Origin of the sequence: Nostoc sp. (assembly GCF_036917195.1) — a bacterium.
Lineage (GTDB): Bacteria > Cyanobacteriota > Cyanobacteriia > Cyanobacteriales > Nostocaceae > Nostoc.
Genome location: NZ_JBALDG010000089.1, coordinates 1 through 21,483, shown reverse-complemented (window position 1 = coordinate 21,483; position 21,483 = coordinate 1). Strand labels below are relative to the sequence as shown.

Annotated in this window: 23 protein-coding genes and 2 pseudogenes; 12 read left to right on the top strand and 13 right to left on the bottom strand. The window is 42.9% G+C overall.

Annotated features, from left to right (window positions below):
- Positions 1–11: 11 nt before the first annotated feature.
- Positions 12–245, top strand: a complete 234-nt coding sequence (locus V7K40_RS30485; RefSeq protein ID WP_334966447.1) for a hypothetical protein — start codon at positions 12–14, stop codon at positions 243–245.
- 22 nt (positions 246–267) lie between these two features.
- The gene (locus tag V7K40_RS30480) at positions 268–459 is read left to right on the top strand and encodes a hypothetical protein (RefSeq protein WP_334966445.1); all 192 of its coding nucleotides are present in this window, start codon (positions 268–270) and stop codon (positions 457–459) included.
- Positions 460–549: 90 nt separating this feature from the next.
- Here V7K40_RS30480 and V7K40_RS30475 read toward each other — a convergent pair whose 3' ends face one another.
- A complete protein-coding gene (locus tag V7K40_RS30475) occupies positions 550–1,107 on the bottom strand; it encodes a transposase (protein WP_334966443.1) in 558 nt (185 codons plus the stop codon).
- A gap of 267 nt (positions 1,108–1,374) precedes the next feature.
- Here V7K40_RS30475 and V7K40_RS30470 point away from each other — a divergent pair, with 267 nt between their 5' ends.
- Positions 1,375–1,914: an EcsC family protein gene (locus tag V7K40_RS30470; RefSeq protein WP_334966441.1), complete on the top strand. Its 540-nt coding sequence runs from the start codon at positions 1,375–1,377 to the stop codon at positions 1,912–1,914.
- Between the two features lie 264 nt (positions 1,915–2,178).
- Here the strand turns inward: V7K40_RS30470 and V7K40_RS30465 are convergent.
- Positions 2,179–2,755, bottom strand: a pseudogene (locus tag V7K40_RS30465) (nitrogenase component 1); the annotation flags it as partial.
- Positions 2,756–3,032: 277 nt separating this feature from the next.
- Between V7K40_RS30465 and V7K40_RS30460 the strand changes: the two are divergent.
- The 3 genes from V7K40_RS30460 (at position 3,033) to V7K40_RS30450 (ending at position 4,490) form a co-directional block, all read left to right on the top strand.
- Positions 3,033–3,206 (top strand): hypothetical protein, encoded by a 174-nt coding sequence (locus V7K40_RS30460; RefSeq protein ID WP_334966439.1) that lies wholly within the window; start codon positions 3,033–3,035, stop codon positions 3,204–3,206.
- A gap of 314 nt (positions 3,207–3,520) precedes the next feature.
- Positions 3,521–4,105 carry a hypothetical protein gene (locus tag V7K40_RS30455; RefSeq protein ID WP_334966437.1) on the top strand — a complete coding sequence of 195 codons (585 nt, stop codon included), beginning with the start codon at positions 3,521–3,523 and terminating at the stop codon, positions 4,103–4,105.
- 13 nt (positions 4,106–4,118) lie between these two features.
- The gene (locus V7K40_RS30450; RefSeq protein WP_334966435.1) at positions 4,119–4,490 is read left to right on the top strand and encodes a hypothetical protein; all 372 of its coding nucleotides are present in this window, start codon (positions 4,119–4,121) and stop codon (positions 4,488–4,490) included.
- A gap of 119 nt (positions 4,491–4,609) precedes the next feature.
- On the opposite strand, the gene V7K40_RS30445 is transcribed toward V7K40_RS30450, so the two are convergent.
- Together V7K40_RS30445 and V7K40_RS30440 are read right to left on the bottom strand one after the other, a co-directional pair.
- A complete protein-coding gene (locus V7K40_RS30445; RefSeq protein ID WP_334966433.1) occupies positions 4,610–4,738 on the bottom strand; it encodes a hypothetical protein in 129 nt (42 codons plus the stop codon).
- Between the two features lie 161 nt (positions 4,739–4,899).
- Positions 4,900–5,175 (bottom strand): hypothetical protein, encoded by a 276-nt coding sequence (locus V7K40_RS30440; RefSeq protein ID WP_334966431.1) that lies wholly within the window; start codon positions 5,173–5,175, stop codon positions 4,900–4,902.
- A gap of 295 nt (positions 5,176–5,470) precedes the next feature.
- Here V7K40_RS30440 and V7K40_RS30435 point away from each other — a divergent pair, with 295 nt between their 5' ends.
- A complete protein-coding gene (locus tag V7K40_RS30435) occupies positions 5,471–5,830 on the top strand; it encodes a hypothetical protein (protein ID WP_334966429.1) in 360 nt (119 codons plus the stop codon).
- Between the two features lie 660 nt (positions 5,831–6,490).
- Here the strand turns inward: V7K40_RS30435 and V7K40_RS30430 are convergent.
- The 8 genes from V7K40_RS30430 to nifB form a co-directional block, all read right to left on the bottom strand.
- Entirely contained in the window at positions 6,491–7,897 is a 1,407-nt protein-coding gene (locus V7K40_RS30430; RefSeq protein WP_334966427.1) for a site-specific integrase, read from the bottom strand.
- Positions 7,898–7,968: 71 nt separating this feature from the next.
- On the bottom strand, positions 7,969–8,910 hold the full coding sequence (locus V7K40_RS30425) for a nitrogenase component 1 (protein WP_334966465.1): 942 nt from the start codon (positions 8,908–8,910) through the stop codon (positions 7,969–7,971).
- Positions 8,911–9,065: 155 nt separating this feature from the next.
- Entirely contained in the window at positions 9,066–9,959 is an 894-nt protein-coding gene (nifH, locus tag V7K40_RS30420) for a nitrogenase iron protein (RefSeq protein ID WP_334735100.1), read from the bottom strand.
- 395 nt (positions 9,960–10,354) lie between these two features.
- A complete protein-coding gene (locus tag V7K40_RS30415) occupies positions 10,355–10,711 on the bottom strand; it encodes a group 1 truncated hemoglobin (RefSeq protein ID WP_334966424.1) in 357 nt (118 codons plus the stop codon).
- Between the two features lie 317 nt (positions 10,712–11,028).
- Positions 11,029–11,928 (bottom strand): Fe-S cluster assembly protein NifU, encoded by a 900-nt coding sequence (gene nifU, locus V7K40_RS30410; RefSeq protein ID WP_334966422.1) that lies wholly within the window; start codon positions 11,926–11,928, stop codon positions 11,029–11,031.
- A gap of 99 nt (positions 11,929–12,027) precedes the next feature.
- Entirely contained in the window at positions 12,028–13,236 is a 1,209-nt protein-coding gene (gene nifS, locus V7K40_RS30405) for a cysteine desulfurase NifS (protein WP_334966420.1), read from the bottom strand.
- Positions 13,237–13,248: 12 nt separating this feature from the next.
- Positions 13,249–13,623 (bottom strand): 4Fe-4S binding protein, encoded by a 375-nt coding sequence (locus tag V7K40_RS30400; protein WP_334827998.1) that lies wholly within the window; start codon positions 13,621–13,623, stop codon positions 13,249–13,251.
- A gap of 115 nt (positions 13,624–13,738) precedes the next feature.
- Complete coding sequence (gene nifB, locus V7K40_RS30395; protein ID WP_334966463.1) at positions 13,739–15,190, bottom strand: nitrogenase cofactor biosynthesis protein NifB; 1,452 nt, start codon at positions 15,188–15,190, stop codon at positions 13,739–13,741.
- Positions 15,191–16,437: 1,247 nt separating this feature from the next.
- Between nifB and V7K40_RS30390 the strand changes: the two are divergent.
- Both V7K40_RS30390 and V7K40_RS30385 read left to right on the top strand, forming a co-directional pair.
- Positions 16,438–16,500 (top strand): annotated as a pseudogene (locus V7K40_RS30390) (Uma2 family endonuclease); the annotation flags it as partial.
- A gap of 16 nt (positions 16,501–16,516) precedes the next feature.
- The gene (locus tag V7K40_RS30385; RefSeq protein ID WP_334966418.1) at positions 16,517–16,822 is read left to right on the top strand and encodes a zinc-binding dehydrogenase; all 306 of its coding nucleotides are present in this window, start codon (positions 16,517–16,519) and stop codon (positions 16,820–16,822) included.
- 95 nt (positions 16,823–16,917) lie between these two features.
- Here the strand turns inward: V7K40_RS30385 and V7K40_RS30380 are convergent, their stop codons facing one another.
- A complete protein-coding gene (locus V7K40_RS30380; protein WP_334966416.1) occupies positions 16,918–18,288 on the bottom strand; it encodes a PQQ-dependent sugar dehydrogenase in 1,371 nt (456 codons plus the stop codon).
- Positions 18,289–18,947: 659 nt separating this feature from the next.
- On the opposite strand from V7K40_RS30380, the gene V7K40_RS30375 reads away from it, so the two are divergent.
- From V7K40_RS30375 to V7K40_RS30365, 3 genes are all read left to right on the top strand, one after another.
- Positions 18,948–19,820 (top strand): HEAT repeat domain-containing protein, encoded by an 873-nt coding sequence (locus tag V7K40_RS30375; protein ID WP_334966414.1) that lies wholly within the window; start codon positions 18,948–18,950, stop codon positions 19,818–19,820.
- A gap of 375 nt (positions 19,821–20,195) precedes the next feature.
- Positions 20,196–20,441 (top strand): hypothetical protein, encoded by a 246-nt coding sequence (locus V7K40_RS30370; RefSeq protein WP_334966412.1) that lies wholly within the window; start codon positions 20,196–20,198, stop codon positions 20,439–20,441.
- Positions 20,442–20,663: 222 nt separating this feature from the next.
- On the top strand, positions 20,664–21,140 hold the full coding sequence (locus V7K40_RS30365) for a hypothetical protein (protein WP_334966410.1): 477 nt from the start codon (positions 20,664–20,666) through the stop codon (positions 21,138–21,140).
- Positions 21,141–21,483 lie beyond the last annotated feature (343 nt).

The window sequence follows — 21,483 nt, the reverse complement described above, 5'->3', positions numbered from 1 at the left end:
TGGAAAGAATAATGCAAAGTTTCAACCTCGAGCAAACCATCACTGCTTGGTCATGCATTGCCGAAAACGTTTTTGTTCCTCACACAGAAGAGGAATATGAACGTTTAGTTGAGATCCTTGATTGTCTCATCGATCAAGTTGGTGAAGACGAGACACATCCACTCGCGTCTCTAATGGAAGTTATTGGTGTTTTAATTGAAAACTACGAAACTGAGTATATTCCTGAGTTAGAGGCGATCGCTTAACTTCACCCAGTATGAATATGCAATGGCTGTTTGTCGATTTGGGGCGATCGCCATTAAACTGGCTCTACGAAACCGAAGATTATTTAGTGCGATGTCTACGACGGGCTACGCCTACGCACTATCTCGTAAATTAGTTTTAGTAACTTTAGTAACGTGCAATCATCGGGATTTGGGCAAAGTACCCGGATTGTTAATTGAGGTATTAACAGTTTAATGCGATCGCCTAGTTTATTGTCGAGTGAAAGCGATCGCCATTAAACTAGTAGGGTGCGTTGTCGCAAAGCGCAACGCACCATCAATCATCTCAAACATCCCAAATATCAGACACAACTTGAACCTCACCACCGCTACCCCAATCTAACGGGTAAATGTTCTGCTGGATAAAACGATGAAAACTCGAAAAAGCCCATTGCTGGGGTGATTCACAGAGTTGATGCCGTACAGGATTATAGTGAATGTAGTCACAATGATTAGCAAAATCAACATCATCTCTAATTAGATGCTCCCAGAAACGGCGTTGCCATAAGTTCCTTTCTTTTCGCTTTTCTCGTGAACGGGAGATACCAACATCAAGCCCTAGCTGATGCCCGTAGTATTTGGTCACAAAGCGTTTGATCAAAAGCATTCGTATCGATAGATTACTATCTCCCGCAGGCAGAGTCCATAAAGTATGAAAATGATCGGGCAAAAGAACAAATGCATCAATGGAAAAAGGGTAATTTTTTCGGACATGTCCAAGGGCAGCACGAACAGCAGTACGTCCAATATCAGAGCAAAGCCAGGGTTGTCGTTGGTAGGTAACTTGGGTGATGAAGTAAGTGGCTCCAGAAATATGGAGTCTGCGGTAATTGGGCATGGACATAAGGAGATGACATTTGTTTTTAGGATGCCCATAATTGATGTGGTGCGTTGCGCGAACGACAACGCACCCTACTGGCTAAACTTATTTATAAATTTATGGTGATATGGAGATATTGCGGAGGTCTTATTACAAAAACTTGAGATAGAAAAGATGAAATAATTTATAAAACTTAAATTGTATGGTTTCAGCTAACGCAGGCGATGATAACAACCTATAAAAGCAACTCTTGAGTGGATAGCTGATGCTGGGATTAACGGGTTAGAGGTTTTGCCATCTGCGGAGCAAGTTGCAGCAGACCACTTGAGCAAAGCGGCTAGTATTGAAGATGCTATTAATTCAGTTATTGCATGGAGAACTACGTATGCTACTGGCACGGGTTTTATTACCGGACTAGGTGGTATTGCAGCAATGCCTATTACCATTCCGGTGGGTTTAGCTGCGTCTTATGCCCTTGGAGCAAATACCGCCGCTGCAATAGCTCACCTTCGAGGTTATGATATCTACTCTGAACAAGTGAGAACAATGGTTCTTTTATGTCTAATCGGTGAAGCAGGCGAGGAAATTCTGAAAACCGCAGGCATCACGATTGGCACAAAGGTATGTCAAAATTTGATCAAGCAGATACCTGGTAAGGTTATGATTGAAATCAATAAAAAGATCGGTTTCCGACTAATCACTAAGGCTGGTGAAAAGGGCGTAATCAATATTATGAAAATGCTGCCTCTAGTCGGAGGTGTTGTTGGAGGCACTTTTGATGGCATATTTGTGAATAGCTGTGGAAAAACTGCAAAAAAAGTATTTGTTTAAACGTCAGACAGATAATAGAACAGTGACAGTGATCGCATCTCTTCTGTAAAAATGTGCGTTATCTCAAATAACCCAAACAATTATTTTTTATGGAGTGAAGCGATCGCCCCATTTAGTCTAAAAAATTGTCATCACAAATAGTCTTTTAACTTACAGTTTTTCCTTGAGCAAAATGCGTTTCAAATTTCAAAATCAGACTCAATAAGAGTTATATTATCTAAAGCATCACAAAAGATTGTTACCGAATAATCCTAAAACTCGTATTTAGGCTAAAAATTGATTCTTTTTTCTACTGCTATAGTAAAAAACTTGCCTGACTTGACTTTGAAGTGCGTTGGCGCAGCCCGCCGAAGGCATCGCTAAGTTCGGAGTAATCCCAAGAGTGCATTTGACGGAAAGGAAGACCCATCTTTTGGAAGACGTACTTCTCTTTCACACCAGAAGCTACGAGGTCAGGCTTGAGCGCTTTGATAAATTCCTCGAATTCGTAAGCAGTAACGTCGTCATAAACGATGGTGCCGTTTTCGATGTAGCCAGTGGTACGTTTGTAGTCGTCATTATGAGCGAACTCATAACCTGTACCAATCATCTTCATACCCAAGTCTTGGAAAGCTGGGACAACGTGGCGAGGACGTAGACCACCAACCATGATGGCAACGGTCTTACCATCCAAACGTGGGCGATACTTTTCAAGAATCGTATCCATTGTGGGCTGATACTTGGCGATGACTTTCTCAGCGTTTGCTTGGATTGTCTCGTCAAACTTGGAAGCGATTTCCCGTAAAGATTCAGCAATCTTGGTGGGGCCGAAGAAGTTGTATTCTAACCAGGGAATACGGTAGGCTAAAGCCTAAAACTCTTGTATATCAATGGTTTTGCAAGTCTGCGTTTTATGTGGCTTATTTTTGTCTTAAAGCTTGTGATTTAAACATCTAAAACTCTAGTGAAACGGTAATTTGATTTGCAAATTGTGGCTTACTGGAGTAAAGAGGCGGGATGCAACAGTAGTGCAACATTTGCAAGGTAAGGTTAAATTTTATACAATTGACTCAAACACGAGTGTAATAGACATGGATGTACTAGGAAGACGGATAAGCGAAAACGGAGTGCTGCACCTCATGGACAACGAGAAGCCTGGTGAAGCGACTTGGTTTACTTTGTGCGGTCGCAAGATCCGCGCCGCTGACACTCTACCGTTGCAAAAATTTGATGCTCAAGAGAACTGCTGTGCAGTATGCACTCAGATGCAACGCAGTAACTTGCTGCTGCGCTCTAAATTATTGGTAGCATGAGGAAAAAATTAACTAATTCTCAAAAATAAGTAGTATAGGAAATCTTCGCAAAACGCAAATAATCATTGGTAAAGCCTGAAATCACGCATTTGGAAACATTTGATAAATGCGTGACTTCAGTATGTTTATCCTTTGATTGCCGTTGGTTATCGATAACGCACAACCAATATTTTTGGCAAACACGACTTGCAGATACAATTCGCTTGTAAAAATACAAACTCTAAAAAAATGTAGCACATATAATATATCTCCGGGAAAAAAGAAAGCCCAAAACCCTTGCTATGGTTAAAAAGTAAAAACTAGGGTTAAAAACTATGTCTCGTCGGAAAAGTGCCGTTGAACTAGAAGAATTAGCAAAGATTAAACGCGCTCAAGCAGCTGCAAGATTGGCCCATCGTACAGCTAACCCCAAAGCTTACACTCCTAAACTTGATGTAGATTACACACAAGTTTATTATCGTGATCCTTTAGAACCTACCCGTTTCTTAAAATTGAAAGTTGCTAACGGCACTTTAACTTTATGGGGTGGAGCTACTGCTGCTGGATTAGTAACAGTACCTCCAGCTAATTCGACAATTGTAGAAATTACAAGAGGCAATAAAATTCCGATTGTAAAAGTTCGCTGGTATTATGGAGACGATACTGCTGTTGTAGTTGCTGCTAATGAGATGCACGGACGATGGGTAAAATTTTACGATGAGAAAAATGGACAGTCTCATCATCAAATTCCATTCGTTGCAGAGGGTGCTACACCTAATTTGGCAAGTACAATTACAGCTTTCTACGCCAAACTAAATACCCCTACTGAAACAGATAAAATTATCGGCACAAGAGGGCGTGCAGAACTGGTAATTGGATATGGCAATCAATACACGACGCTAGCAAGAGTTTCTGTTTAAGCTTTGGTGCGCTATGCCTATTTCATGGTCATCACTTGGAGAGATGGAAGTAACTGATGTTTGGCAAATATTTCCAGTAGAAGTTACTTCAGATACTTTTCGCGTCACAACAACAGTAACGGATGTAGCTGGCTGGGAATCTCTAAGGATACGCAGTGGTGCTTATCTTCAATTTATTTATCCTGACTCTACCAAGTCACAGAAAATTTATATTCCAGTTTTGGAAGATGCAACAGTATATGAACTACCAGTGCCGCAAGGATTTAGAGAAGAAGGCTACCTACTCCGTTCAATCAGTTGCAGACTAGCTTCTCGCTGGGTAGGAAAAATAGATTTTATTTCTGGTTTTGCAAAATGGAACCTGAAAATAGAAGAATTAATTTGACATCAATTTTGTACACAATCGGCAACGGCTGCTCTTGCCGCTGCACGTTGCGGCAACTTCCAACTTCAACTTACAACTTCATTCGCTAGTTGGTGGAAGTTGGAAGTCAAAACCGGAAGTTACATTGGCAACCGCTTCCAGCTATCAAGTCGATACTCAAAACGCTTGCACCATTCGGTCGCATTGATATAGCCGTCGTCTCGCCGTGCGTCTTGCAACAATTTAGCAAACTGCTCTATTGGTGACATATAAATTCCTCGTTAGTCTGAAAATGTTTGTTTGCAAGGCTTCAGGTTTTATGATCCTTGGGGCGATCGCCTCGATGACGATTACCCCTGCCAAGGCATTTTTATTAATACATCGGCTCTAACTCCCAGTCTCAAGTACCTTTTGGTAAAATAAGCATTCGCTAACCTTTTGAGATAGTGCTAACCAACTTGTGGATAGCCTTTAAGGTTAGTTCCAACTCATCTCGATGTGGTTCTGAAAGCTTTAAGTAGCAATCGGTAAGCAGTGCGATAGATTCATCGGAATCAATGTTTTCAAATTCTAAAAGCTGCTGATAATACCGAATCAGGTTCCATTCATCCAGAGCGTGTGTCATCATCTCAAGCAGAGATTCATCACTTTTATTCGCACTAAAAGCTTGTGCAGCGCTATTGCTGTCGGTCTGCGCTTGTTGCATAATTTGTATTGCCTCTTAATCGTGGGTCTTCAAACTGAACGATTGGGGGAAGTCGTGCCGGTGGGGGAGAGGTTACAGACTCTCTTGCCGGGGCGCATTCAAGCGCTGACTTCATTTATCTATCCCATGTGGGTACTAGGGGAGCGAAACGACGCTACGATTTACTCGCTACGACCCTGAATGATTCCTAATAGACACAGTATAGATACATCTCTAGATGAAAGTCAAGGCATTAATAGACAAACATATAGATTTAAGATAGACTCAAATAACTATAGACAACGGTCTAGATAAAATGGCAGATAAAATACTGGCCACTTTTCGGATTGAGCCTGAAAAGTGGGAATTGTTCAAAGCACTAGCAACAAGTAATAACTCCACAGCTTCGGCTGTTCTTCTTCAGGTCGTAAATGATTGTCTAGATAATAACCAGATTCCCTCTACGTCTGGTAATCATGCTGGTTTAGACAAGGTTGAAGTACTGATAGATAAACGTATAGAAGAAAGCCTAGACAAAGTGAAAGTATTGATAGATGAACATATAGAAAAAAATCTAGCAGCAAGCTTGGGTGAAGTGCGATCGCAACTAGAAGAGAGTTTTAGTGAAGTGCGATCGCAACTGGAGGAACTGCGGGGAAAATCGAAAGCCCGGTAGGAGAGGAGAATAGCGCCGCTACCGGGCAGCCAAGCAACATTGAGTCAACTGTAGCGAACAGTGAAACCATCGACCAGTTACAGTCCCAAGTCAAAAGCCTGGAGTGGGAAAACCAGCAACTCAGGCAACAGTTACAGACAACAGGTAATTTCGCGCAGCCGGACTATGAAGCAGCCCGCGATCGCGCTCTTGCCAAGCTGAAAATGGGTAGGCAATCACCAGCCGGGAAAGCAATTCAAGCCTTTATTAAAGAGCTAACACGTGGGTGATATGAGCGCTTTATATGCCTCGATCAACGGTGACAAGTGCGGTTGCAGTGTGTCTACAGTGCCACGATCAACAATGATATGAGCGCTTTATGTGCCACGATCAACGGTGATATGAGCGCTTTATGTGCCTCGATCAACGGTGACAAGTGCGGTTGCAGTGCGTCTACACTGCCTACAGTTGTAGACAAAACTGTAGACGGCTAAAAACCGCTCTGGATACCGTTTTTAGCAACTATAGACAATTTTCTCAGTACCATTTTTAACAGAAATTACTAAAATTTAGGCATTTATTCTAATACATTGCCCCAAAAGGCAGCAGTACTAATTTAATAGTTTCAAAGCTAAATAGATAGAGATGCACCTCTGTTAATAAACCCTATTCTGTTGTGAGTTAATTAGACAGTACCTCATTAATTTGATGCCGTGCCAAAGCTTGCCTGAGATATTCCACCTCAGCCCTTAGTCGTGCATTCTCTTCCTTCAACGTATCGATGCTATCTTTTTTATCTACTGCCTGCTTAATTACCTTCTTCCGGTTCTCCAAGCTGAACCACTTCTGATAAATCTCAGTGTGAATCTCTACAGAATGCCCCAAATTGTCAGCAGCAGCTTTAATTGGAATGCCCATAATATGCGCTCGAATTGCCCAAGCATGACGTAAGTCATAAGGCGTAAACGGAATATTTACACGCCTAAACCATGATGAACAATTAACTCGAATAGTGTTGATATCTGTAAAACTAGTTCTGTCATCAGTTTGAGCTTTTAACAGTTCCAAAGGCTCTGGATTTTTTAAATCAAACAAGTAAACCCATTCAGGATGTAGCGGTAAGGCTTCCCTGTAACCAGTTTTAGTGTCTGGGTGAACCTTCCATGTATTATCTTTATTTTCAGGACTCAACCACCAATCAATCTCAGGGTTTACAAACAGTTCTCTTGGGCGTAGTCCATAAGTAGCAAGCATTCCATACACCCATTCCCACATCTTCCAACTGTCTAAGCAACTCTTTTTAATCGTCAAGCTCCTAGTCAATGAGTACTGATGAAAAGATTCATGATGTTTGACGATATCTTCATTACTGGGGATGTCCCTAGCCTGACTTTTGGGTTGTGTAGCTTTAAATTGTTCGAGGGTGAAACTAGTTAAATTAAGAGTTGATTTTAAAACTTTCAACGATTTAACAGCGCTGTATTTGGCAGAATCCCCAGTCAAGCCTGCAAGTTTTTCATCAACCTCCGATTGAGTTAATAAAGTATCTAACCCAATCAATCGCCGTAAATAATCCTTGTAATAGAAAAAGGTGTGCTTACTTTTTTCTGTTAATTTGTGTGTTTTGAAATACTCAGTTTCAAATTCTTCTAAAACATCACCAAGTGTTTGGGATCTGTTAGCGTCTCTAGCTGTTTTACCCAGATATTTATCAGTCCATTCAAACTGTTTCCGGGCCATCAGCTTGCCTAGTTCGTTTGCCTCTTCCTCTGCGGTTCTCAACCCGTCCAAGCTTGCAGGGATGTTTAGTGAAATCTTGTACTGCTTAAAACCAGTTCCCTTGATATCGCGATCGCCCGGCTTGATTGGTAGGGATGCTTGCAATTGAATAGTGTCCCGTGCCACGACCAAACCCACTTTCACCTTAGCGGCTTTTAGGCGGGCCCTAGTGTCTGCCAAACCTTTATCAAATTTGCGTTCCAGATGCTGCCGAGTAGCCTTCATTTGTTTCTGCGTTCCTAAATAGCTGCCATCGGTAGATGCTGGCGGAGTGAAATCCTCAAAAACGTCCTGTGCCTTGCTTTTCATTGTGTCTTAAATGTGTCTTAAAATTTAGTCCATTTAGAACAATGTTTAAACTAAGCAAAGTTAGACGTGGACTAAATCCTGGTATCAGAACATATTAAATCACAATTCGTACAGGGAATACCGTAAGCTTCTTCCATGTGACGGCTGATGTAGTTCATCGACCGATAGCAGTGGATGAGGTTCATCTTCACATTGGGGGTCATCAACATTTCGTTGATGGTGCCATCACCTGACCACTGAGCGACTACGCGCAAGCCGAGTTCTTCTAACAGGATGCGGCTCGCCCAAGCATCACCACCGATGTTATAGTCACCAATAATCGCTACGTCATAAGGAGTACCTTCAAACTGAAGTGTACCGTCTTTCTTAGCTTGGTCTGATCTGGTAAACACCCAGTCACGAACCATGTCGTTAGCAATGTGGTGTCCCAAAGATTGGGAAACACCCCGGAAGCCTTCACAACGCACAGGTACAACTGGTTTGCCAATTGCTTTCGATGTCTTTCGAGCAACAGCTTCGATGTCATCCCCAATTAGACCGATGGGACATTCAGATTGAATGGAAACACCACGGTTGAGGGGGAAAAGTACATCAAGTTCTTCGATTAGCTTGACGAGTTTCTTGTCACCACCGAAGACGATATCTCGTTCTTGGAAGTCAGAGGTAAAGTGCATGGTACCAAAGGTGTCAATACCTGTGGTGCCAAGGTAGTAGTTACGACGACCAGACCAAGACCAGTAACCGCAACCTACAGGCCCGTGGCTGATGTGGATCATGTCCTTAATAGGACCCCAGACCACACCCTTAGAACCGGCGTAAGCACAACCACGAGCGGTCATGACGCCAGGCAGGGATTTGATGTTAGACTTAACGCCGCAATCGGACTTACCTTCTTCGTATACGTTTAAGTGTTTTTCCCGCTTTTTAGCAGCTTTTTCAGGATAAGCACTGAGAACTTCTTTAATTAGTTCTTTTCTTTCTTGGATGATGTTTTGATTTTCTGGAGGTGTCATACTTAACCTTTGTGATTCGTAAGGATCAGGCATAGGGGGACTAGGAGTCCCCTCTAAGGTTAGGGGGGAGATAAAGGGAGAGGGTCAAAGGTAAAAGGTAAGATATGGAATTCTTCCTTTTTCCTTGTGCTAGAGCATTATTTCTTAGCAGCGACTTATGCTACAGGAGCTTCTTCAGCAGTCTTACCAACCAACTTGGCAGCATTTTCCTCGCTTTCGAGAATACCGAATTCAATCAACAAGTCTTCTAGTTCTTCCATTTCGATAGGTGTAGGAATAGCCAGATTTTTGTTGTTGATGATCTTGGTAGCCAATGTCCGATATTCGTTAGCTTGGTTGCTTTCAGGTGCGTACTCGTTAACAGTCATGCGGCGTAATTCTGCGTGTTGAACAATGTTGTCACGGGGTACGAAGTGAATCATTTGGGTGTTCAACCGTTTTGCCAAGGTTTCGATGAGTTCGTGTTCCCGGTCAGTTTTACGGCTGTTACAAATCAAACCACCCAAACGCACGCCACCTGTGTGAGCATACTTAAGAACACCACGAGCGATGTTGTTAGCAGCATACATCGCCATCATTTCACCTGATGTCACGATGTAGATTTCTTGTGCTTTACCTTCACGGATAGGCATAGCAAAACCACCGCAAACAACGTCACCTAATACGTCGTAAGATACGAAGTCTAGGTCTTGGTAAGCACCGTTTTCTTCTAAGAAGTTGATGGCGGTGATGATCCCACGACCTGCACAACCTACACCGGGTTCTGGACCACCAGATTCTACGCAACGAACGTTGCGGAAACCGTTGAGCATCACTTCTTCGAGTTCGATATCTTCTACTGCACCACGTTCAGCAGCGAGGTGAAGAACGGTTGTTTGAGCTTTGCTATGCAGCATCAAGCGGGTAGAGTCAGCTTTAGGGTCACAACCGACGATGAGGATGCGTTGACCCATTTCTGCCATAGCTGCCAAGGTGTTTTGGGAGGTGGTAGATTTACCGATACCGCCTTTACCGTAGAAAGCTATCTGTCTAATGTTTTCGTCAGTCATTGTTCGTATTTCCCTGCAATTGGTTGGTTGGTGGGTCTTTGCCTTTATCTGTTGCGTTCACACCTGTTGAGCGACAGTAGTGAGCACGTGTAGAGCATCGTTGGTAGCATTGGCATAAGTGCCTGCTGGGGGCGATCGCTCCACAGCTAAAATTATTGAAAGCAAGTACATCTATTTCCTCGTTAAATTTTTGTTTGTTTTTTTCTTTTCTTTTATCCCGGAAGTTCTGAGCGCCGGTTTCCGGCGATCAGACTTTTCTGTTAGTCATTAATCATTTATCTGGACTAATGACTAAGAGCTTATGCAATTTACAAATACGTCATAATGTGTTTCAGCTAGAAAAACTAAATAGGACTTGATGTTGCTATTTGTCAACAATCAATGCATAAGTCCTACTACTTGTTCAAAATAGCGTCCTTAAAATTTGAGACGCGCTCTAGGGCAGCTGTGGTGTCTTCTGGCGACTCTCCACGTACAGCCATTGATTCACTCAAGAGTTTTGCGATCTCATCGAAGTGTTGTTGCTGTAAATTCATTCCAGCGTGTGTTTTGTCCATTGGACGACCGTTGTATTGCTTTGGCCCCTCAAAAATCTGAGATAAGAAAGCAACTAGATGATTACGTTGCTTAACCATATCTGTACCAGCAAAAAATGGGTTGAGGATGCTGTCTGTGGCAATACGTTTGTGGAGTTCATCTACTATTTGTTCAATAGCTGGTTGTCCGCCAAGTTTGTCGTACAATGTGCTCATATCCTGTTCCTTTGAAGCGAGTTAGATGATGAAATTTGCTTTTTAGGCGCTTAATCTCTTTGCCTATATGCTGTTAGCCGTAATAGTGGTAGGACTGATACCAATTCGTAATTCGTAATCCCCTGGGGGAAGCAATCCTTCGGGTGTCTACGTAATTCGTAATTAAGAAAGTTAGATTTGAATGTGTTACTTTCTTTTGGCGAATTGGTATGAAGCATTGAGTGGAGACAATGATTCGATTCAAATCCTACTTTCTATTCCTGGCTGAATGCATATTAGGGCGTATTTGTAGAGTTCGTTAAGTCCTACAGCAATTCCTAAACTGCTTCGACTACAAGGCTCTTGCTGACACGCTCTTGTAATCTGGCTTCGATCGCAATTTTTAGGGTTGCTGTACTACTTGAACAGGAACCGCAAGCACCTTGCAATACAACTTTAACGCGATCGCCTTCTACATCATAGAGTTCTACATCTCCCCCGTCAGCGATGAGTACGGGTCTGACTTCTTCATCGAGAACTTTTTGAATTAGAGCAATTTTTTGCACGTTAGTTAGCGATCGCTCTTTGGACGTAACAATTTCTGTGGCAACTTTTACGCCATAGTTGTTGAGATCAGGTGCGGCGAATTCCTGTTGCACTGATTTAATAATATCATCAATGTTTGCCAAACAGGAACCGCATCCCCCACCAGCTTTCACATAATTTGTTACCTCTTCGGCACCAGTGAGATTATTTTCTAGAACGACGCGGCGAATTTTGGCCTCGCTGATCCCAAAGCAACTGCAAACTAACGCGCCTTCATCATCATCATCATGGGTAGCTAGAGGAATGCCACGATAATTATAGATAGCGGCTTCTAGCGCTTCTTGTCCCATGACAGAGCAATGCATCTTTGCTTCTGGTAAACCACCCAGGTAATCTGCAATGTCTCTGTTGGACACTTTCAGTGCTTCATCTAAGGTTAAACCTTTGACCATTTCGGTTAATGCACTAGAAGATGCGATCGCACTAGTACAGCCAAAGGTTTGAAAACGAGCATCTAGGATCTTATCAGATTCTACTTCCACTTTCAGGTGTAGTCTCAGAGCATCACCGCAAGCAATGCTACCGATTTCTCCCATTGCAAGCTTAACCCCAGGTTCGCTCGTTTCTTCGATTGCTCCCTGATTTTTGGGATCGTAAAACAGTTCTAATACTTTATCGGTGTAGTCCCACATAATGAATTTTAGATTTTAGATTTTGGATTTTAGATTGAGGTACTGGGTTGGGTATTGAGTACCGGGAAAATTCATTCCCTAGTCCCCAGTCCCCAGTTCCTAACGATGTGCCAGTGCTTGCTCTTGTTCTTGCAGCCAACCTGCATCATCATTTTTGAAGGGTGACAGGGCGCGTAAACGTTCCACAATACTGGGCATTACCTCTATCACTTGATCGATTTCTGCTTCAGTGGTGTAGCGACAAAGGCTGAAGCGGATGGAACCGTGCAAAGTTGTGTAGGGTAAGCCCATAGCCCGAAGGACGTGGGAAGGTTCGAGTGAACCGGATGTACAAGCAGAACCGGATGAGGCACAGATACCGTATTTATTCAACAATAGTAAGATAGCTTCACCTTCAATATACTTGAAGCCGATATTGGTGGTGTTGGGCAATCTCTGCGTAGGGTCACCATTTACTACACAATCAGGAATTGTAGCGAGTAAAGTTTGTTCGAGGCGATCGCGCAGCCTTGTTTCTCTTTTGTTTGCTTCTTCTAAGTGTAACAGTTCAAGTTCCGCAGCTTTGCCCAAGGCAATAATTCCCGGAACATTCTCTGTTCCCGCCCTACGTCCGCGTTCTTGGTGTCCCCCAAGTATGAAGGGACGGAACCGAACCCCGCGCCGGATATACAAAGCACCAATTCCTTTAGGTCCGTGCAGCTTATGACCAGACACGGTTAACATATCCACAGTGCTAGTCTTCATATTCAAGGGGATTTTTCCCACTACTTGCACCGCATCTACATGGAAGATAGCGCCATATTCTTTCACCCGCAACCCAATCTGCTCAATCGGGAAAATCGTGCCGGTTTCGTTATTAGCATACATAATTGTCACCAGGGCGGTGTTACCCGTCAAGGAAGCTTCTAGTTCATCTAGATCCAGCTGCCCTTGATGATTTACTGAAAGATAGGTAACACTGTAACCTTGGGTTTCTAATTGTTTGCAGACATTAAGTACTGCCGGATGTTCAACTTGGGTGGTAACGATGTGTCGCTTTTCTGGGTGCGCCAATAGCGCGGCTCGAATCGCGGCGTTATCTCCCTCAGTTCCACAACTTGTGTAGACAATTTCTGACTGATCGGCTCCCAGGATGGCTGCAAGTTGTTCTCTTGCTGTTTTCAGTGCTTTACCGACTTGCCCACCAAAGGTATGCATACTAGAGGGATTGCCGTAAAAGTCTGTCAGGTAAGGTAGCATTACCTCTATAACTTCTGAGTCTACCTTAGTGGTGGCATTATTATCGAGATAGATGCAGTTATTTTGCATTGTTGTTTTCAATTACGAATTACGATTTATTAAAGCTTCTGCTCCCATTGTTTGGGGCTGACGCTTTTGCAACTGTTCGGAGTATTTCTGGGAATAGCTGTTAAACCAACGTTCCCAGTAATCTTGTTTATTTGTTAATTTAGCAACTACGCGGTTGTAATCGGCAAACCAGCCTTCCCAATAATCGCTAGGCTGCTTAACGCAACCGTCGCATGTAGGACAACCAGCTTTACACTGAGGCACGGTATGAATGCTACCAATACAATTTGTACAAAGTTCAGGGTCAATCCAGTGCTGTCCGTCAACCACTTTAACTGCATTTGTGGGACATCCCGATAGACAGAGATTGCAGGAAATACACTGGCTAGTAATAATTTTGTAAGCCATTATTATTCTCCTTTTTTGGGGATTAGGGATTGGGTATTGGGTACTAGGTATTGGGTACTGGGTATTGGGAAAATTCTTTCTTAATTCCCAGTCCCCAGTCCCTAATCCCCAGTCCCTATTCCTTATTCCCTAATTCCTTAACGTATTGCTCGTAAAACTCCAAAGCAACCTTCTCAATCACGTCGTAAGCTTCAACAGTCTGTATTCCAGCTTTTTGCAATTTTTCTTGAGGACTGTTACCAATCTTGGAGGCTAAAACTGCTTTGCAATCTGCGATCGCTTTCATAATATGCTCAAAAGTAGCTTCCTCGCCGTATCCACCTTGGCAGTATTGGTCAATTTTGCGATGACCGACAAAGCGAACTTCATTACCATCCACTTCGTAAATTTGGAATTCTTTGGCATGACCGAAGTGCTGGTTAACCAATCCGCCGCCTTTGGTTGCTACTGCAACTAGGACTTTGGGATTGTTGGCAAATTTCTTACCGACTAGCGCCTTGTCTTTAGCAACTTTAAGTTCTTCTTTAAACTTCTCAATACCGTCGTGAACTTCTTGGCGTTTCTCCATGTCATATTCTGGAGTCATTTCTAAGAATTTCTCTTTGGAAAATTCCTGGCTGCGGTCTTCTCCCAATAATCCGACTGCATCGGCGCGGCACTGGCGACAGTGACGCATCATTTTCATGTTACCGGAGCAATTGTCTTGAACTTCTTTGAGTTCTTTGGGTGTGGGGCCGCGTTGACCGGTTAAACCAAAGTGTGTGCCATGTTCTGGTGCAGAAATCAATGGCATGATGTTGTGCAAGAATGCACCTTTTTCACGAATGACTCGATTCACTTCGACTAAGTGCTGGTCATTAATTCCGGGAATCATCACGGAGTTAACTTTGCACAAGATGTCAGCATCTTTAAGGGCTTGCAATCCTTCCATCTGTCTTTCGTGGAGAATTGTCGCGCCTTCAAGACCTCTGTAACGCTTGCGCTTGTAGTGAACCCAAGGATAAATCTTAGCACCGATCTCTGGATCTACCGCGTTTATGGTGATCGTAACGTGATCTATATTTAATTCTTTAATGCGATCAACGTAGTCAGGTAGCATTAAACCATTGGTTGATAAGCATAGCTTGATATCTGGTGCTTGCTCTGCAATCAACTCAAATGTGCGGAAAGTCTTATCTGGGTTCGCCAGTGGGTCGCCAGGGCCGGCAATTCCCACAACTGTCATTTGGGGAATCTTGCCGCCAATGACCAAAGCTTTGTGTGCTGCTTGTTCTGGTGTTAGCAATTCGCTAACTACTCCAGGACGGCTTTCGTTAGCGCAATCATATTTACGGTTGCAATAGTTGCATTGAATGTTGCAGGCTGGAGCAACTGCAACGTGCATCCGCGCGTAGTGGTGATGAGCGTCTTCGCTGTAGCAGGGATGTTTAGCAATGCGTTCTTGGAGCTTTTCGTCCCTTTCCACGGTGGCGCTGGTGTTGCTGTCGCAGCCGCAACCACCTGATTTTGCTTGGGTTGTCGATTCCGTGGCGGTAGAGTTGAGGAGTCGTGTAGACGGTGATGTCATTGAGTTTTGCAAAAGGTCGGTGGACTTGGCTGCCACTGTGGGAGATGCTGTTGCTACTCTTTCATGCCCAGGAATTGAAGTCGCGTCTTCCACACTGCCTGCAAACCCTTAGGTTCGGACGACTTGTTTTCAAGTAGGGCAGGCGATAGATATTTGATGTTCGGCTGGTGTGTGTCAATGTTCGGTTCTTGGGTAGAATTTGTGCTTACAGCCGCGACTTCTATTCACTTTAGGCATGGTGCTATGTCATCCCTCCACTCACTCATTGCTTCGTTTTGTGTTGGAGCGTTAAGTGATTGGCGATATAAGAGTTATATCAGCCGTCTCCTAGCCAGACGATGCGTCTATCTAGGATAGAATTTATTGGATTTATTACGCTTGTACTCAAATAATAAAAACCCTAATTCTTCAAGCATTACAAGAATTAAAAAATTTTTTTTCAGGTAGGGGTTCTAGTATTTTTTGGTTGGGGTTCTAGTGTTTATGGACAGGGGTTCAGGATTTATTTGTACTCAGCCAAAATCCTATTCCAGCAAGGAATTTAATCTACTTGCAACCGGGTTTGGATTATTTTAATGTGTACTCAGATTGCCCTCAAATTCCGTTAAAAGCAATAAATACCAGGGGTTTGAGGGTGAAAACTGGAGTAATTTATATCGTTCTACTCCAGAAACGTGCGAAATTCAATTCTGTATCTAACATATCATTTTTTTGAGGGTAAAAATGCACTTCATCTTTTTTTAATTTTTGCTTTGGGAATGATATTCAATTGTGGTTATAAATATTATCTGGCAAGCTATACAGGCTTGGGTAAATAGATGTATTGCTGCACATATTTTTCAAAAGGTTTAACTTTTCAGTTCTTTTTTTTCATTCCCACAATCAGGAGATGGGTAGGGAACTCTCAGATTTTGTGTTTGAAAGAAACAACAAACTATAATCTAACATGATTGAGCGATCGCTATGAATTTTCTTGATTGCTCACTACAAACCTTGGCGAAAAACCTAACCCCCTAACCCCCTTCCCCATGCTCTAAGGGCGAAAATTTAAAGTTTTTCTCCTTTTAGGAGGAAGAAATAGAAGTGGGGTTTTCCAGATACCGTGATAAATCTGGGACTTTAAATGGCTTTAGCGCAAAGGCAAAGGCGTTGGCGTAGCCTCTAGTAGAGTTGTCGGTCGTAGGGCATCGCTCTTTGTTGCTGATACTACTTAGCTACAATCAAACCAAGCGTGAAAAATCTTAGTTATGATAGCCATCCTCCAACAGCCGTCAAAAATGACCGTTGAGGAATATCTGGAATGGGAACCTTAGCAAGACGTTCGCTATGAATATATCGCTCTCACAAACTAAAAAAGTCCTCCAACCCAACGGAATTTATATCACCACAGTACCTAGCCCTGAAGTTTTCTTAGAGAGGGTCTTAACAGCGTTCCTTCCTGGTCAAAAAGCTAAATTTATCTTTGAGAAACCCAGCACTCAAGATTTGGTTTATCTTAAAGAATTGATCGAAGCGGGTAAAATTCGTGTGGTGATTGATTGCATATATCCCTTAGACGAACTAGCCACTGCTCATAGTTATAGCGAAAGTGAACGTGCAGTGGGAAAATTGCGTTGGCGTAGCCCGTCGTAGACATCGCGGTTTTCAGTTGATTGGAGGACAGTAAGGTGAGTGGTTAGTTTAGCTGGGGCAGAGGAGCATCCCAAATTTGCAAAGAAAATTTGGTGTTACTTGACCTGTACTGACGGCGTGTATGAGAGCTTGTATATGGTACCGCTCTGGTCATCCGAAATTAACAAATTACCTTGCTGATCGACTGCCATATCCACCGGTCGCCCCCAGACTTCCTGCGTTGCTGGAACTAGCCAATCGCTGACTAAATCTATCTCGTCCCCTAGAGTCTTTGTCGTACTATTCCAGGGAAAGTAAGCTATTTTGTAGCCCGTTTTCTTATCCCGATTCCATGAACCATGCAGCCCCACCACTACCCCATTTGAGTACAAGCTAGGAAAGTTGGTATTTTGTAAGAAGGTTAGTCCCAAGGGAGCCGAATGGGCTAGGATACCCTTGCTAATCCTGTCCAATGCATTGCAATAAATATGTCCATCAGGATTGAACTGATAGTCGCGATCAAAGGGCATATTGTTGAAGCCATTTGCCGTGTCAGGATTGGGGTTGCAAAATGGCCAACCGTAGTTACCGCCATCTCGGACTTTCGTCAACTCGTCCGGTGGGTGGTTGTCCACATAAGACTGGATAACCTTACCGTATTTGCCACTGCCATCGTTGTAGGGATAGGCGATGTTGTCTCGATTATTTACAGCTACCCAAAGGTCATTTGTGTTAGGTAAAAATGCTAATCCTTCGGCATTGCGTAAACCTTGGGCAAAAAGCCGCCGATTGGTTCCATCAGCGTTGTACTGGTAAATCGCGCCGCGCTTTGGGTTGCTGACAGTATCTGCCGTGCAGGCATTGCATGTAGAGGCGATCGACACATACAGTTTGTGATTGACATCAAGTGCGATATTTTTCAGTTCGTGACCATAAGCGCCTTTGAGTTCCGATGTGCTGTTATCTGGTAAACCAGTTATAACGATTTGCCGATTTTTTGCAATTCGGTCTCCAAAGTTGTAGATGAAGCGGTTAATTTGATGAGTCTCAGAGATATAAATGTATGTGGTGTTGTCAATCTTATGAAACACAATGTCGTGTGGCTGGCGTAGACCCGTTACGAAGTCAGAAATAATTGGGTTATTGCTGCCATTTGACCGGACAATTAACACTTTTCCCGTACTGGGCTGTGACACTAGAAGATCACCATTGGGAGCAACTGCTATAAAGCGAGCCTTGTTAATCCGAGCATAAACAGAGATGGAGAAGTTGGGTGGCACTTTCAAGTAACGGTTAATATTGAAGGGCGCAGAATTCATTCCATTAGGCACTTTCAGCTTGGTTTGAACAGATGCAGCTGGCGGGCCGGCGAATGCTGGGGTGGGAAGAACTTCTAAGGATATCAGACTAGTAAGTGAGGCGAGCAAACTAACTAACGATGCGGATAGTATGCGTCCGAGTATCTGTGTCGGGTTTAGATCAAACAACTTTGAACTTCCTTCTACTGTGGTAGTGATTTATATTACACCTGACTATTTGCTGGTCAAGAGTTAGAGCCAGGCTAACTCATAGGTAGTACTTTTTGACAATACTTCGTTAGATATAGTTTTGCAATCCTTTTTCCTAATTCATCAAAAAATAGGTGAACTGAGAGTTACAAACAAAGCAGAGCGATCACTTTCACAAACTGAAAAAGTCCTTAAATCGAACGGTGTTTATATTACCACAGCCTAGCCATTAAACCGTTGTGCAGAGGATCTTCACAGCATTCCTTCCCGGTCAAAAAGCTAAATTTATCCTTGACAAACGCAACCTTAAGGACTTGGTTTTTCTCAAAGAATTGATTGAAGCAGGTAAAATTCGTGCAGTGATTGCACATATCCCTTACAAGAACTAGCGGCGGCTCATGGTTATAGCGTGAGCGTGCTGTGGAGATTGCGTTGGCGCAGCCCGTCGTAGACATCGCAGTTTCCAATTAGATTTGAAAAACCAACGCGAAACCTAAGCCCCTAACCCCCTTCCCGACGCCGAAAGGGGGAAAAATTCAAAGTCTCTGACGCCACTTGCTTTATGCCGGGGAACCCGTCCACCGCAGTGGCTTCTCTTTTTAGGAGAGAGAAATAGAAGTGAGGTTTTCCAGATACCTGTGATATTTCTGCAAGAATTAGCCAGAGGCTTCCAAGATGATCCCGACACTAAAACTTTCCTTATAACTGGCGCTACCGATGATGATGCGGAAGTACAACGTACATCATTGCGAGAATTAGCTAGAAGTTTCAAAAATGACTCTGACACTAAAACTTTCCTCATAACTCCTGCTACTGATAATAATTGGAATTTACGATTTGTAACAGTGCAAAAACTAGCCAGAAGCTTCCAAGATGACCCCAACACTAAAACCTTCCTCAAAACTTGTATTACTAATGATAATAATTGGAATGTAAGATATATAGCAGTGCAAGAATTAACTAGTAATTTCAAAGATGACCCCGACACCAAAAACTTCCTCAAAACTTGCGCCACCAATGATAATAGTTGGAATGTGCGATATGCCGCAGTGCGAGAATTAACTAGTAAATTCAAAGGTGATCCAGATACAAAAATTATCCTCATAACTCGCGCTATCAAGGATGATTATTGGAAAATGCGACGTGCGGCAGTTCAAGAATTAGCTAGAAGTTTTAAAGAAAACCCGGAAACTAAAACTTTGCTCATAACTCGTGCTAAGGAGGATGATAGCGCGTGTCTGCGACTTAGAGCAGTGCGAGAATTAGCCAGATGCTTCCACGATGATGATTCTAGTGTGTTTGATGTGTTTTACAACTGCGCTGTCAATGACCCTTTTGAGTGCAAGGAAGAGGATGAAACTAATCCTCGGCGCATTGCACTGGAGATAATTATCAAGCAATTTCCTCAGCATCCCCAGACTTTACCACTGTTGCGCGACAAGGCAGAGAATGACCCAGATGAGCAAGTGCGGGAATTTGCTCAAAAGAAGTTAAAGCAGTGGGAACGGTAAATATAAGCTGAGTATATGCCCAAGAAAATTAGAGAACTCAAAAGCTTGTTGTTACAAGCAGGGTTTACTTATAAACCTGCAAAGGGTAGCCACAGTAGGAAACCTCTGCTCATTCTGGCTCCCCTTAAGATTTACTATTTACAGTAGAAACCGTAAAAGAAAGGCTTACTATTATCCATGTCACAATTGAGGAACAGACGATCAACCCAACTAACAAACAAGCCTTAGCCTGTGTGCGTGTCTGCCAGATGTTATCTAACACCTATCGGAGCATTGAGCTATTTCGCTTTGATGACGAAACCGGAGTTGTATTTATTTTTGTCAATGAAGAACTCCAAATCATTGTACCCGCTAATGGAAACTGAAGGTTTTTAAATGCGACCGAATTTTGAAGCAATGACTAACAAAGAACTAATAGCTTACGCACTTGCACATCGGGAAGATGTAGAGCCTTTGCGTGTTTTATATGGCCGCCGCACTCCTGATTCAGAAGCAACATGGTACGGGCCAATGGTAGTTGAAGACGGTACGCCAATAGAAGAAAATATTCGCATTGCAGAAGAAGCAATTAGGCAACGCATTGAGCAAGCAAATCAAAGCAAGCAAGATTATCAGAGTTAAGAATAAAAGATTGGCGAAAAATTATGAACAATGCGACGACTACGCCCACAGTGAAACCACATTCGCCAGTGTCTTTGCACTTGAGAAGGCTATAAAGATTTATTCAGTGGTAGGTGCTTACAGAGAAATTATACGAAAATGTGCGATCGCATCCACCAATGGGAATTCTATATTTAGCAAAACTTGCTACTTCACCATTAGAACTACCAAGGTAGATATACAATGGCCTATCAAAATATTAGAGCCTCCCTTTCCCCACAAGATATCCAAGAAGTTAAAGCCGCGCTACAGAAAGTCCAACAAAAGCTTCCCTTCCTGATTACTCTCAGCACGGAAGAACGGCGGAAGTTGGTAAAAATGGGTGATAAAAGCCTAGCCTTTGTAAATAATAGCGTCACCGCTGCTCAGTCTAACCCTGAAATCCTTCCAGCCACTTTTGACGTTGAGGAACTTGTTCAAGATTATCAATTAGCTGCTGTGCTGACTGAACTTTTAATCTCAATCCAGCAACTCACTGAACAGGTAGATGATACCTTAATGGCAGTCGGTAGTGAAGCTATGACTAGCAGTTTGACTGTTTATGATTACGTCAAGACAGCATCAAAAAAGACTCCAGGCTTAAAAAGTGTCGCTGAACAGTTGGGCGAACGCTTTAAAGCTATTGGTAAAGGGAAATCTGTAAAAATTTCTGTCTCTTGATAAATTAACACTCGTAGGCAGTCTGATATCATTTTCAAAAATTTTTGCAGTATAGGGCTTCTGGTTTGTATGCAATCCACTTTCACCTTACTTCCATTCCTGTGTCCTAAAAGGAGAAAGGGTTTGAATCTTACTCCTCTTCCTTTGTAGCGAAGGGGTTGGGGGTTAGGTTTCTATTGCACTCAACACAGAAGCACTATAAATAAATTTGCTCTAAGGGCGTACAGATGTACGCCCTTACTTTGTTTATCCACCTCAGAACTCCGTCAACGAGTCTTTGAACTGGATGAATCCACCTCAGAACTCCGTCAACGAGTCTTTGAACTGGATGAATCCACCTCAG